This window comes from Ottowia sp. VDI28 (assembly GCF_049532675.1).
Taxonomy (GTDB): domain Bacteria; phylum Pseudomonadota; class Gammaproteobacteria; order Burkholderiales; family Burkholderiaceae_C; genus Ottowia.
Genome location: NZ_CP149820.1, coordinates 3,778,850 through 3,792,083, shown reverse-complemented (window position 1 = coordinate 3,792,083; position 13,234 = coordinate 3,778,850). Strand labels below are relative to the sequence as shown.

At 61.2% G+C, this 13,234-nt stretch carries 9 protein-coding genes, 1 tRNA gene and 1 pseudogene; 2 read left to right on the top strand and 9 right to left on the bottom strand.

Annotated features, from left to right (window positions below):
* Positions 1-55: 55 nt before the first annotated feature.
* Complete coding sequence (locus tag WJU18_RS18000) at positions 56-1,405, bottom strand: PQQ-dependent sugar dehydrogenase (RefSeq protein WP_423454457.1); 1,350 nt, start codon at positions 1,403-1,405, stop codon at positions 56-58.
* Positions 1,406-1,562: 157 nt separating this feature from the next.
* On the opposite strand from WJU18_RS18000, the pseudogene WJU18_RS17995 reads away from it, so the two are divergent.
* A pseudogene (locus tag WJU18_RS17995) lies at positions 1,563-2,491 on the top strand (rhodanese-like domain-containing protein).
* 23 nt (positions 2,492-2,514) lie between these two features.
* Here WJU18_RS17995 and WJU18_RS17990 read toward each other — a convergent pair.
* The 8 genes from WJU18_RS17990 to WJU18_RS17955 all read right to left on the bottom strand — a co-directional run bounded on the left by WJU18_RS17990 (position 2,515) and on the right by WJU18_RS17955 (position 10,689).
* On the bottom strand, positions 2,515-3,279 hold the full coding sequence (locus WJU18_RS17990) for an SDR family NAD(P)-dependent oxidoreductase (RefSeq protein WP_423454456.1): 765 nt from the start codon (positions 3,277-3,279) through the stop codon (positions 2,515-2,517).
* A 146-nt stretch (positions 3,280-3,425) separates the two neighbouring features.
* Positions 3,426-4,352: an IPTL-CTERM sorting domain-containing protein gene (locus WJU18_RS17985; protein WP_423454454.1), complete on the bottom strand. Its 927-nt coding sequence runs from the start codon at positions 4,350-4,352 to the stop codon at positions 3,426-3,428.
* 165 nt (positions 4,353-4,517) lie between these two features.
* Positions 4,518-5,129 carry a hemerythrin domain-containing protein gene (locus tag WJU18_RS17980; protein ID WP_423454452.1) on the bottom strand — a complete coding sequence of 204 codons (612 nt, stop codon included), beginning with the start codon at positions 5,127-5,129 and terminating at the stop codon, positions 4,518-4,520.
* A gap of 272 nt (positions 5,130-5,401) precedes the next feature.
* Positions 5,402-5,492: transfer RNA gene (locus WJU18_RS17975), tRNA-Ser, on the bottom strand.
* A gap of 96 nt (positions 5,493-5,588) precedes the next feature.
* Positions 5,589-8,579 (bottom strand): glycosyl hydrolase, encoded by a 2,991-nt coding sequence (locus WJU18_RS17970; protein WP_423454450.1) that lies wholly within the window; start codon positions 8,577-8,579, stop codon positions 5,589-5,591.
* A 75-nt stretch (positions 8,580-8,654) separates the two neighbouring features.
* Positions 8,655-9,218 (bottom strand): nucleotidyltransferase family protein, encoded by a 564-nt coding sequence (locus WJU18_RS17965; protein WP_423454448.1) that lies wholly within the window; start codon positions 9,216-9,218, stop codon positions 8,655-8,657.
* Positions 9,219-9,308: 90 nt separating this feature from the next.
* The gene (locus tag WJU18_RS17960) at positions 9,309-10,226 is read right to left on the bottom strand and encodes an SPFH domain-containing protein (RefSeq protein ID WP_423454446.1); all 918 of its coding nucleotides are present in this window, start codon (positions 10,224-10,226) and stop codon (positions 9,309-9,311) included.
* 37 nt (positions 10,227-10,263) lie between these two features.
* Complete coding sequence (locus WJU18_RS17955; RefSeq protein WP_423454444.1) at positions 10,264-10,689, bottom strand: NfeD family protein; 426 nt, start codon at positions 10,687-10,689, stop codon at positions 10,264-10,266.
* 166 nt (positions 10,690-10,855) lie between these two features.
* Here WJU18_RS17955 and WJU18_RS17950 point away from each other — a divergent pair, with 166 nt between their 5' ends.
* A complete protein-coding gene (locus tag WJU18_RS17950) occupies positions 10,856-13,216 on the top strand; it encodes an Orn/Lys/Arg decarboxylase N-terminal domain-containing protein (RefSeq protein WP_423454442.1) in 2,361 nt (786 codons plus the stop codon).
* Positions 13,217-13,234: the final 18 nt, after the last annotated feature.

Sequence of the window (13,234 nt, the reverse complement as noted above, 5' to 3'; positions counted from 1 at the left end):
TGAGGGAACCATGAAGGCTCTGGGGTTTTCATTATGCAGGCGCCGTCATTTGATATCACTTGGTGCGTGACACACGCCAGATGGTGTTGCCGACGTCATCGGCTACCAGCAGGCCGCCCTTACCGTCGAGCGCCACACCCACAGGGCGGCCGCGGGCGTTGCCTTCCCTATCCAGAAAGCCGCCGAGAAACACGGCGGGCGGCCCTGAGGGTTTGCCGTCGGCAAATGGCACGAATACGACGTTGTAGCCTGCGAACTCCTGGCGGTTCCAGGATCCGTGCTGGCCAATGAAGGCGCCGCTGGCGTACGGAGACGGCATGCTGGCGTCAGAGAACGCCAGGCCCAACGGGGCGACGTGCGATCCCAGGCCGTAGTCAGGGGCAATGGCCTTGGCTACCATTTCCGGATTGGGCGGCTTCACCCGGTCATCCACGTGCTGGCCCCAGTAGCTCCAGGGCCAGCCGTAGAAGGCGCCTTCCTTGACTGAGGTGAGGTAGTCGGGCACGAGGTCGTTGCCGAGTTCGTCCCGTTCATTGACCACGGTCCACAGCTTCTTGCCATGGGGCTCCCAGCCGAGGCCGTTGGGGTTGCGCAGGCCACTGGCAAACAGGCGCTTGGTGCCCCCCGGCAGATCTACTTCCCAGATGGCTGCACGGCCCTGTTCGGCTTCCAGGCCGTTGTCCGCAATATTGCTGTTGGAGCCCACGGTGGCGTAGAGCTTGCTGCCATCGGCGCTGGCGAGGATGTTCTTGGTCCAGTGATGGTTGATGCCCGCGGGAAGGTCCGTGACCTTGGACGGAGGCGCCGTCACGGAGGTCTGGCCCGCTTTGTACGCCACCTTGACGATGGCGTTCGCATTGGCCACGTAGAGTTGGTCGCCGATGAGCGCCATGCCGAAGGGAGACAAGAGATCCTTCATGAAGACCGAGCGGGTTTCGGCCGCGCCATCACCATCGGCATCGCGCAGCAGGGTGATGCGGTTGGCGCTTTCAGTCCCTGCGCCGGCACGCTTCATCACGATGCCCATGACCTTGCCGCGCAGGCCGGAGGCGAGCACGTTCTTGGCGCCTTCCTCCGGCGGAGGCTTGTTGCTTTCGGCGATCAGCACATCGCCATTGGGTAGCACATACACCCACCGTGGATGGTCCAATTCGGTGGCGAAAGCCGTGACCTTGAAACCGGGTGGAGCTTGCGGCATGGTGTCCTGAGGCCAACGTTGCGCAGGCGCGATATTGACTGTGGGTACCAGGCGGCTCTTGGTGGGCGCGGGGAGTTGCGGGTCAGGCCCTACGCCAGGGGGCCAGGGTGGCTGTGCATTGGCGGAGGCCGCGCAGCACGCAAGCAAGGCAGGTAGCAGCCACCGGGCCCGGGGTAGCGAGCGGTCAAGGTGGGCAAGCGTGTTCATGCAGCCAGTATGGGCAGGCGCCTTGAAGGGTGGGTGTAGGCCAAAACCGCAACCGCCGATAGCGGCGTAACAAGTTGAAAGCGAAGGCGGGGTGCTTTGGCACATCCCTGCTGGGGGAATCTGATCCGAAGGAGAATTTGGCCTGCTGGAGCAGCGCATGGACTTCATCATTTCTCTGATCCGTGAATACGGCGTAGGCATCGTGTTTCTCAATGTGCTTGTGGAGCAATTGGGCGCGCCTGTTCCCGCTTACCCGGTGATCGTGGTGGCGGCGGCTATTCAAGGGCAGGGGGTGTGACCTCGCTGCCGTGGCCGCTGATCGCCGTGGCGGTGGCAGCGGCTTTGCTGGCGGACAGCGTGTGGTTCATGCTGGGGCGCCGCTATGGGCGGCGCGTATTGGCGCGCCTGTGCCGCATTTCACTGTCTCCCGATTCCTGCGTTCAGAACACCGAATCGCTGTATGCGCGATGGGGCGCCAAATCGCTGGTGATTGCCAAGTTCGTACCGGGCTTCGCATCGATCGCCAGCGCGCTGGCGGGTGCAGTGGGCACCCGCGCAGGGCGTTTCCTGTGGTTCGACGGTCTGGGCGCGCTGCTGTGGGTGGGCTCGGCAGCGTTGTTGGGGGGATTGTTTTCCAGTGCCGTAGAAGACCTGCTGGACGTACTGGCGCAACTGGGTTTCTGGGGCCTGTTGCTGGTAGCGGCGGCGCTGGCGTTGTTCGTGGCCCGCCGTTGGTGGAGCAGACGGCAAGTCATCCGCTCGCTGCGCATGGAGCGGCTTACGGTGGGAGAGTTGAACCACATGCTGCAAAACGGCGAACGCCCGGTTATTCTGGATGTGCGTTCAGCGTTGGCTTTTGCAGAGGCACATATTCCCGGAGCGCTTTCCTATGATCCGCACGACCGGCAGGCCACACTGCCTGCCATCGACCGGGAGGCGCAGGTCGTCATCTACTGCGCTTGCCCCAACGAAGTCTCTGCCGCGCGGGTGGCACAACTGTTGCGCAAAGCTGGCTTGCCCAAAGTGCGGCCGCTGCTAGGTGGCATCGAAGCATGGGTGGATGCGGGGTACCTCGTGCGCGAGTGACGGTATGGGTGCGGCCGGGCGCATCAACCGTAGTAAAGGCCGCCGTTGACGTGGATGACTTGGCCTGTGATGTAGGCGCCTTGCTCGGAAGCCAGCATGCGAACCACGGCAGCCACTTCCTCCGGGGTACCCTTGCGGCCGGCCGGTATGCGAAGGCCCTGGTGGTGGGGCGCCAGCTTAACGGCATTGGGGCCGGGTTCGGTGTCGATGATTCCGGGAGAGATGCAGTTGACCGTGATGCCGAGGTCCGCCAGTTCCGTGGCCAGCGCACGTGCCAAGCCCAGCAGTGCCGCCTTGGAAGCCGCCACATGGGCGCGGTGAGCGACCCCATGGAAGGCTGCCGCGCCCGAAAGGTAGATGATTCGTCCACCCTGAGCAGGGAAATGGGGCAGCGCTGCCTGGCTGCACAGAAAGGCCGCATCGAGGTTGACGGCCATCACTTCCCGCCAACTGCTCAGGGTGATGTCCGCCAGGGCCGCAACGCCTCGCATGGACGCGCAGTGAACCACCACATCCACTGCGCCAAAACGCGCGGCGGTCTGTGCGAAGAGCGTCTTCACAGCATCGGGGCGGGTCACGTCGGCCACGGCATGAGCGGCAGGCACACCGCAAGCTTCAAGCATCCGAATGGTCTCGCGGGCATCGTCATCGAAATGGCGGCTCACCACGGTGCAAGCCAGTCCCTCTTCGGCCAGCGCGAGCGCTATCGCACGTCCGATATGACGAGTGCCGCCGGTGATGAGTGCGCAGCGCTGGCGGGAGGGCTCTGGGGGCTCTGAGGGGATCATGGAAGCTTCTTTGCTGGCGGTTCCGATAGCCTCCACAATACTCCCGAACAATTCCGGGCTCGCAGAAAGCGGGAAAAGCGGGAAAGACTTGTCAAGGCTTGGCCAAGTCGATAAAAAACCCGCCGAAGCGGGTTGCGGGGGAGGCGTTAGCTTCGTCGCTGCGCGCGGACGCCCAGGGCTCCAGCGATAGCGGCCAGCAGGATCAAGCTCCATTCTCCCAGCGTAGGCACGGCGGTGATGGGCTTAGGTACCGGCACGGCGGCCACTTGGAATGTTTGCTGCACCTGAGGTGCGGCGGAGTATTCATCGTTTCCAGCCTGGTTGGCGTTGATCACGCAAGCTCCAGGCGCCAGGAAGGTGACATCACTACCCGCGATGGAACACACGGCGCTGGCCGATGAGTCTATTGAGAAGATCACTGGATTGTTGGAGCCGCCGCCTGTGGCAGTCACGACATATGGCGAGCCGCCGACTATCGCGCCAACCGGAGCCGCCGATGTAAAGGTAATGGCCTGCGCCTGCATCTCGGTAAGGTTGAGGGTCCACGCGCGGATCGAGCCAATATCTGAAATAAAAAAATCTTGCGCCTGCAGTTCCCAGACGCCATTGGCGTCTTCACCCATGAAGGCGGAGAGCGGTGCATTAGGGGTGTAGGTTCCTGTAAACGGTGCGGAAGCTGATGCCACCGATTGGATGGAGGGCCCGCTACTGTCATCGTCCAACACCACCTGGCATAGGTTGTTCCCGCCGCCATCGGTTCTATTGATGACGAGAACGCTTGTTCCGCTCGGAGCGCGCAACGATATCTGCAGATCGTTGACAAATGAGTGATCTATCCCAACTGTGGTGGCGCCTTGCGCACTGGTACAAGTGGTCCCGTCAATGCTCAGAGTGACTTTGGCGATAGGCTGGGTCAGGCCAGATACCGTGATCGGGGCGCTCGCCAGAACACCGGGAGTATTTGCGCCAGGAGAATCAGGAATTGGAACAGGCGAACCGGTGTAGCTGAAAGACGCTGCGTTTGCCCAGGTGCTGCATGCGAGCAGCGCAAGCCCCAGTACTCTGGTTTTCATTCTGGCCCCCTTGATATCTGCCGGATACTACCTGAAACATTTGGATTGCGGTAGTCCAGCGGGACGAATTCGAGGGGCGGCAGGGCAGTGGGTAACCTTTGCAGTCAGCGTGCTCTATGCGATTCCTTTGTTACCCTTCAGGTACTGAATTTTCAATGCCGACGATCAGGGTTTTAGTTTAATTTTCTTCTCGACCTTCGCGCTGGATTTTTCCGCTTGCTTTCGGCGGTTGAATACTTGCCGCATATGCCGGATGTCGGCGGCTGTAAGGTGCTTTTCTGCGGCGACGAACTGCTCCTGCTCCTCTTCGCGCACATGGTGCAGGTATTCCTCGCGCAGGGCTGCGAAGCGCCGCAACCAGCCACTTGAACCCATGTCGCGAGCAGCGAGGTCGGCCATCATTTCATCCATCTCATGGTGCTCGGCCACGGCGTGACGCGCGTCTTCGGTGGTGGCCGGGTTGCGTAGCACGGTGGACCATAGCGCTTGTTCCTCCGCCGCAGCGTGACCCTTGATTTCCAGGACCAATTCCTTGAATAGGCGTTTGCGCTCAGGTGTCTTACCTTGTGTTGCCGCGATCATGGCTAGAAGTGCGCGATGCCGGTCATGGTCCTCGACCAAGCGACCAAAGACGTCGGGGTTTCCCCGGAACTTGGTGGCTGGAGTAGTGCCAATGCGGGCTGGCAGCTTGGGGGCCACTTTCTTTGCCTTTGCTATTGCCGTGGATTTCGCCAAAGAGTTTCCAGTGGTTTTTGTGAGGGCGCTTTGGGTTCTCATCGCAGTGCTTCTCCGTTGATAGAGTGGTTCAAGCCGGTATGCGCGCTCCTGCGGTAGACGCACTTGATGGAGCTACATGCCAGTGAAAACTCCAAGCCTATGCGGCCTCGGGATTGGATGTTCCTGCTTTTTGCTCCTCTTTTTGTAGGAGGAGTGCGTCGCCGATGGCCGGGCAACTGCCAACAGAGCCGCTCGATGAAATGGCAAAGATGCGTGGCCGGGAGGAGTTCCGGGCAAAAAAAGCCACCTCGAAAGGCAGCTTTTTTGATTCCTGGCGGAGAGAGAGGGATTCGAACCCTCGGTGGGCTATTAACCCACACACGCTTTCCAGGCGTGCGACTTAAACCGCTCATCCATCTCTCCGAAGCCCTCGATTGTAGCAAGAATTTGAAGGCCTTCCGTAGATATTCCATCGCTTCAATGACCGGTGCCGACGCACCGGTCATTGAAGCCCCACGGTTACTGCTTGAGTGTGGATAGCCACCACAGCACATTGGTGTTGTTCGAGGGGGTTGAGGCGTCCTTCAGGACGTCCGGGTCGACACCGGGTGCTGCGTACGTGCCCGTGACCTGCTGGTGGGTGTTGGCGTCCACATAGGAGAAGGGGGTGCCCACGGAGTTGGCCATGAAGCTGGCGGTCTGTTGATCCAGCTTGGCCATGTAGCCGGTATAGCGCTGGAAGGCGGCCGCGGGGTCGTTCAAGCCGTTGACCGAGTTGATGATCTGGCGCCAGCTATAAAGCACCCGCGCCTGGCCGGCGCAGTCGGCGGCCGGCATGAGCGATGGCGTGCCATTGGCCGCCGTGCCGCACTGGGCGCCTACCGGAGAGGCCGTGAACAGCTTGTCGAACAGCGCGGTATCGCTGGTTTCCAGGTTGAGCAAGGCTGCGGCATGCTGGCTGGCCCAGTCACGCGACAGGATATAGGTCGACAGCGGGCTGATCGGCAGGATCTGAATGCCTACACGGTAGGTCTGGCGTTGGCCGAAGAAGACTTGCGTTTCAGTCAGGTTGAAGCGCTTGATGCCGACCGTGATGAGTTCGTTGGGATCGGCCCTGACCGAGCCGCCGTTCGTCAGTGGGATATCAATGGGTGTGACGTCCTTGAACACGCTGTTGGCCGGCGTGACCTGGTACATGTTCTGGGCCGAGCGGATTTCGCCGGCCGCCATGATCATGCCCATGGCCTGCATTTCAGGGTTGCCGGTGGCAGCGCCCCACAGCACCAGGCCATAGTCGGCATGGATGGCTTCGCTCGACGATTCGGTGTTGCCGCCGTTGGCATCGGGGCCGGCATCCGCCACGTTCTGCATGCGGAACCAGTCGTAGGTGCGGGTAATGGGGAAGTAGGTGTCCTGGCTGCTGTAGTTGGCGATGTCCCGCGCCAGCGTATTGACTGCTTCCTTGTACTGGCCGCGCCAGGTGGCGTCGTAGCGTCCCAGCACGGCAGAGGCATACAGGAAGTAGCCGTAGTGGAACATATGGTCCAGGTACGTCGCGTTGTAGAAGTCCTGTTCGTAGTCGTTCTGCAGGAAAGGGCGGTTGGTGACCGTGCCGCCGTTGGTCGTGTCGTAGCGGAAGTAGTCCTGCATTTTCTTGGTGAGCTTGTCGCCCCACTCAGGATCGTCGTCGTCCTTCGCGTCGAACCAGGGGTTGAGTGTCGATTTGAGGAAATCGAGCATCTCGTTGCGGGTGTCACGTGCTTCGTCCCCTAACTGGGCCGCGATGAGTACCAGGCGCGCGATGTTGCCAACGTACTTTCCGCAAAGGTAGGACTCGTAGTTGCAGTGCGCGACGTAGCCTTTGAGGGTGGCCGCGTCAGCGTGCAAGGAGGCCAGCAGGGCGGAGCGGTCGGCGGTTTTGATGGTGCCCGCGCCCTGCCAGAGTTGCTCGGCCTGATTGGACTCCTGCAGCACTCCCGGGATCTTCAGGGTTTGCGTCCAGGCGTTGCCCACCACGCCGGTCATGGTCCCGAAGTTGGAGCGGTACTTCAGTGCCACGGTGGAGGCGCCCGGCATGGATTTCAGGTGCAGTTGGTCGAAGGCCGCCATGAGCAGGCGGCCGCCCGTGGCGGTGGAACCATCCAGGGTTTCCGTTCGCCAGCCGTAGCGCACCGTGGCGTCGTCGCCGCCAGCGTACTGCAGGTTGATCGAGGAGCCGACAGGGTATTCGACGGCATGCTGGTCGAGCAAGGCCTCTTCGGCGGCATAGCGCACTTCCGTGGGGGCGGGCGCTCCCTCGATGGGCTGCTCGTTCACGAAAGCGGCGCGCACCGTGCCGTTGAAGGGCTGGCTGAACACGTAGGTGCGGGAGGGGATGTCCCAGACCAAGGTCACCGGGGAGGAGGTGTACACCACCATCACCCGCTGCATGAAGGCCAGGTTCGGGTCGGCGCTGACGGAGTTGTCGGAGGTGCGGTAGACGAAGCGGAATTTTTGCCCCTTCAGGTCCGGCGTATTGGGCGCGCCGCCGTTTTCCGCGAAGGCCTGTATGGGCTGGGTATCCGAGGAGACGGCTTGGACTTCGGGAATGGCCTCCCACTTGTTGGGATCGCCCTTACCGGGGTCAATGGGCAGCCGGGTATTGGGATCCTTGGCTTCCTGCGCGCGGATGCCCTGGCCCAGGCCGATCTGCGGAGTCAGGTTGAGGTACTTCGCCGTGATGTAGGGGGAGCCGACCGCCATGATGATCTGCATGCTGGGCAGGCCTGCGCCATTGGCTGCCGTGCCGTACCAGGAGGTGGCTACCGTCAGTTCATCCTGGTGGTCGATGCGGCGCTTCAGCCGTTCTCCGGCCGGGGCCAGGTAAGTCAGTTGCAGATCTTCGTTCGGCGAAGGCGCCATGATGTAGGGCGCCGCGTCGATGTAATACGGGTTGGACATGTCCAGCGGCGCGCCCGGCTTGGGGATATAGCGCTTGCGCGGGAAAGCCACGTTGACCATGCCCATCCGGTCATCGAGCCACGCCTGGTGCGGGAAGGCGAAGACGGATTGTTCGCGGGAATCGCCAGGGACGCCCAGAGGCACGTCCATGTTGCGGGGGCTCTGGTAGAAGAAGGCCTTGTACCACTTGCCCGTGGGCAGGGGGCGGCCGGACATGCCTTCTATCAGTGTGAAGTTCTTGTTGGCGGGTTGGAACGGATTGGTTACTTGGCCGCCGCCCAGTACCTGGCCAGGGTCTGCGGTTGAAATGGGAGGCAGGTCGGAGGCCTTCGCGCGCAGGGAACTGGGGACTAGCGTGGCGGGGATGGTGAGATCGGCCAGGCGTGGCGCTACACGTGAGGGGGGATGGTCATCGTAGGCGCCAGAAGGAGAGCCGCCAGGCGGGTTGCTCTCGGAACCATCGCTTCCTCCACAGGAGCTGAGGCCGGCGGTGGCCACCAAGCCCATGATCACCAATGCCCATATCGATGGTCCGGGGCGCCGCATTTTTGTACAGACCAACGTAATCATTCTTGTTTCCTGGGCTGGAAAAAATTAAATAATATCGTTACATTGGTATCTATAGGTAGTGGCAATCCCTATGTCTTACGCGATCGTCAGCCAGGGCCATCTTTCCTGATAGCTTTGCGCTTTTCTCAGGAACATTTCCGGTTGCGGGAGCAGGGGGTTTATCCGAAGAATGCCTCCGGTGAGATCTTCAAGACCATTGGGGGCGTACAGTTCGCCGCTGCGTACTTCGATACCCACGCACGTGCAGGGAATCAAATACCGGTCGATGCCGTCTCGGGCGCTGTGCAATTGGGGATAGGGCGCATTGAATCGCTTGGGAAACCAGAGATGTACCCGTGCCTGGTTCTTGAGCTCGATCTTGGCACCCAGGTCCGCCAACTTGGCGCTGGCATGCTGGATCACCGCGTCCTCAGCTTCCCATGACAGGTCGCGGTCATCGAAGTAGAAGATGTCGTAGTCGCTTACGCCCCAGTCAACCGGCTGGCCGGAGAGGTGATTCCACGCCGCCTGGAACAGGCAACCTGCCGCGAGATGGCATTGATTCAGCCCGAGGGCAGGCAACCGCTTCAGCAGTTCGGCATTGCGGGGGTTTTGCTTGGCAATGGCGAGGAACTCTTCAGTGGTCAGCGGGCGCGCCATGGTGTCAGGTGCCGGTTCGGATGGGAAAAGGGCGTGGCCATGCAAAACGGGCCGCTTGGGCCCGTTGCTGCATTCTCCGTCAGAAGATCGTCACGCCGTGGGTTTTTGCGCTTGCACCATTTTCATGGCCGAGCTGATCAGCGTGGAAACTTCGGTCATGTTGGCCGGCACCACCAAGGTAGTGGTAGCGTCGGCAGCGACCTTGCTGTAGGCCTCCACGGCTTTTTCGGCCACTTTGAGCTGCACAGCCTGGTCGCCGCCTGGCTGGCGGATGGCCGCGGCAACGCGCTCGATGGCTTGCGCGGTCGCTTCGGCCACGGCGGTGATCGAGGCGGCTTCGCCCTGCGCCGTGTTGATGATCGACTGCTTTTCACCTTCCGAGCGGGCGATGAAGGCTTCGCGCTCACCCGTGGCGATGTTGATCTGCTCCTGGCGGCGGCCTTCGGAGGCGGCGATCAAGGCGCGCTTTTCACGTTCTGCGGTGATCTGAGCCTGCATGGCGCGCAGGATTTCAGCGGGCGGCGTCAAATCCTTGATTTCGTAGCGGAGCACTTTCACGCCCCAGTTCAAGGCCGCTTCGTCAATGGCCTGCACGACCTGGGCGTTGATCATGTCGCGCTCTTCAAAGGTCTTGTCGAGCTCGAGCTTGCCGATCACGCTACGCAGGGAGGTTTGCGCCAGTTGGGTGATAGCCACCACGTAGTTGCTCGAACCATAGCTGGCGCGCATGGGGTCGGTCACCTGGAAATACAGGATGCCGTCTACCTGCAGCTGGGTGTTGTCCCGCGTGATGCAGACCTGGCTGGGCACATCAAGGGGGATTTCCTTCAGGCTGTGCTTGTAGGCCACGCGGTCGATGAAAGGCACCAGAAAGCTCAGGCCTGGCGAAAGCGTGGTGTTGTATTTGCCCAGCCGCTCCACCACCCAGGCATTTTGCTGGGGCACCACCTTTACCGCGCGAGTGATGAAGATGACGGCGATGACAAACAGGACGATGGCGATTTCCAAGGCGATTTCCTTTCAGGAAGGGTGGATTGGAGGAGGATTAGAGTGCTTCGACCAGGAGGCGGTTGCCTACCAGTTCGACGACGCGGTGCGGGCCGGGGTGAGGGGAGACACCTGGCCGGTGAATGGCTGTCCATTGTGCGCCACGGTAGCGGATCTGGGCCGTGCCGTCGGCATCCCAACCAGGCACTTGCACGGTTTCGCCCACGTCGAGATTGACGCTCCGGTCGGCCCGTGGCGATGGATCACCCGGGCGGCGGCGGCGCACGAAGTAGCAGATGATGACGGCGCCCCCGCCCACCACCGCCGCGGCGATGAACTGGGCAGCGTTTGACGCGCCAGCCAGCGCCACGAGCCCGCCGGCCGCCAGGCCGATGCTGAGCATCAATAGGTAGAAAGTACCGGTGAAGAGCTCCAGCGCCACCATGGCGCCGGCCACAATCCACCACATTGTCGATACGGCCATTAAATCCTCCGTCAACCTTGATTCTGATGGACATTGTGACCATCTGGCGACATTCTCGAACAAAACACGCTTTTGCTCGGGCAAAACGCCCTTTTGAAACCGCACTGTCTTCGCAATTCCGTACACTTCGCCGCTGCATTGCCAATTCGCGGCTGGAGCCTGCCCCATGAAATTCCGTTTTCCAATTGTCATCATCGATGAGGACTTCCGCGCCGAGAACAGTTCCGGCCTGGGTATCCGTGCGCTTGCCGACGCCATACAGTCCGAAGGGTTCGAGGTGCTGGGCGCCACCAGTTATGGCGATCTGAGCCAGTTTGCCCAGCAGCAGAGCCGCGCCAGCGCCTTCATTCTCTCGATTGACGATGAAGAGTTCTCCTCGTCCGGGCCCGAGCTGGACCCGGCCGTGGTGATGCTGCGCAACTTCATCCAGGAAGTGCGGCGCAAGAACAGCGATGTGCCGATCTATATCTACGGCGAAACCAAGACCAGCCAGCACCTGCCCAACGACATCCTGCGCGAACTGCATGGTTTCATCCATATGTTCGAGGACACGCCGGAGTTCGTGGCCAAGCACATCATCCGGGAGGCCAAGAGCTACCTGGAGAGCATTCAGCCTCCGTTCTTCAAGGCGCTGCTGGATTACGCCGAAGACGGCTCGTACTCATGGCACTGCCCGGGTCATTCTGGCGGGGTGGCCTTCCTGAAGAGCCCCATCGGCCAGATGTACCACCAGTTCTACGGTGAGAACATGCTGCGCGCGGACGTCTGCAACGCCGTGGAAGAGCTGGGCCAACTGCTGGATCACGATGGCGCCATTGGCGAGAGCGAGCGCAATGCGGCGCGCATCTTCAATGCCGACCACTGCTTTTTCGTGACCAACGGCACTTCCACCAGCAACAAGATGGTCTGGCACCACACGGTGGCGCCGGGCGATGTGGTGCTGGTAGACCGTAATTGCCACAAGAGCAACCTGCACGCCATCATCATGACCGGGGCAATCCCCGTGTTCCTGAAGCCCACGCGCAACCACTACGGCATCATCGGGCCGATCCCGAAATCCGAGTTCGAGCCAGAGGCCATCAAGGCCAAGATCCGCGCCAATCCGCTGCTCAAGCATATCGATGCAGACAAGGTGAAGCCGCGCATTCTTTCGCTTACGCAATCCACATACGATGGTGTGCTCTACAACACCGAAACCATCAAGCAGATGCTCGACGGCTATGTAGACAACCTGCATTTTGACGAAGCCTGGCTGCCGCACGCCGCTTTCCACCCGTTCTATGGCACCTATCACGCCATGGGCCGGAAGCGGGCACGGCCGAAGGAGTCGATGGTGTATTCCACCCAGTCGATCCACAAGCTGCTGGCCGGTATCAGCCAGGCCAGCCATGTGCTGGTGCAGGATTCGCAGAACGTGAAGCTGGACCGCTATCTGTTCAACGAGGCGTACCTGATGCACACCTCGACCAGCCCGCAGTACAGCATCATTGCCAGCTGTGATGTGGCCGCCGCCATGATGGAGCCCCCAGGGGGCACCGCGATGGTGGAGGAAAGTATCACCGAGGCGCTCGATTTCCGCCGCGCCATGCGCAAGGTGGAGGCTGAGTTCGGCAAGGATGACTGGTGGTTCAAGGTCTGGGGGCCGGACAAGCTGGCGCCCGAGGGCATTGGCCGCGCGGAAGACTGGATCATCAAGAACGGCACCACCCGGGCGAGCAACTGGCATGGCTTCGGCAAGCTGGCGGCCGGGTTCAACATGCTGGATCCGATCAAGGCCACCATTGTCACGCCGGGGCTCGATCTTGACGGGAAATTCCACAAGACGGGGATTCCCGCCTCGATCGTGACCAAATACCTGGCCGAACATGGCGTGGTGGTCGAAAAGACCGGTCTTTACAGCTTTTTCATCATGTTCACCATCGGCATCACCAAGGGCCGCTGGAATACCATGCTGACCGAGTTGCAGCAGTTCAAGGACGACTACGACCGCAACCAACCGCTCTGGCGCATCATGCCCGAGTTCTGCCAGCACCACCGCCGCTACGAGCGAATGGGCTTGCGCGATCTGTGCCAGCACGTGCACCAGTTGTACGCCAAGTACGACATTGCCCGCCTGACCACCGACATGTACCTCTCGGAGCTGCAGCCGGCCATGAATCCGGCAGATGCCTATGCTTGCATTGCGCGGCGCAAGGTGGAGCGGGTGGAGATCGACAACCTGGAAGGGCGCATTACCGTGGGCCTGGTCACGCCATACCCGCCCGGCATCCCGCTCCTGATCCCGGGAGAGGTGTTCAACAAGAAAATTGTGGATTACCTCAAGTTCGCGCGCGAGTTCGCCTTGATGTGCCCTGGTTTCGAGACCGACATCCATGGCTTGGTGGAGGTGCGGGACGACCAGGACAACGTGCGGTATTACGCCGATTGCGTGGCTGAGGATGGGCGTACCCAGCAGGTCACACCAACCACAAGTATCCAGGATACCTTGGATACCCAGACGAATTCACCCTATGTAACCCCGAATTGACCAGGGTAGGTTGATCAG

Coding starts and splice junctions, on each gene's coding strand:
- WJU18_RS17980 (WP_423454452.1), bottom strand. CDS start 5,129: ATGAGAACCCAAAGCGCCCTCACAAAAACCACTGGAAACTCTTTGGCG.
- WJU18_RS17970 (WP_423454450.1), bottom strand. CDS start 8,579: ATGATTACGTTGGTCTGTACAAAAATGCGGCGCCCCGGACCATCGATA.
- WJU18_RS18000 (WP_423454457.1), bottom strand. CDS start 1,405: ATGAACACGCTTGCCCACCTTGACCGCTCGCTACCCCGGGCCCGGTGG.
- WJU18_RS17985 (WP_423454454.1), bottom strand. CDS start 4,352: ATGAAAACCAGAGTACTGGGGCTTGCGCTGCTCGCATGCAGCACCTGG.
- WJU18_RS17990 (WP_423454456.1), bottom strand. CDS start 3,279: ATGATCCCCTCAGAGCCCCCAGAGCCCTCCCGCCAGCGCTGCGCACTC.
- WJU18_RS17950 (WP_423454442.1), top strand. CDS start 10,856: ATGAAATTCCGTTTTCCAATTGTCATCATCGATGAGGACTTCCGCGCC.
- WJU18_RS17965 (WP_423454448.1), bottom strand. CDS start 9,218: ATGGCGCGCCCGCTGACCACTGAAGAGTTCCTCGCCATTGCCAAGCAA.
- WJU18_RS17955 (WP_423454444.1), bottom strand. CDS start 10,689: ATGGCCGTATCGACAATGTGGTGGATTGTGGCCGGCGCCATGGTGGCG.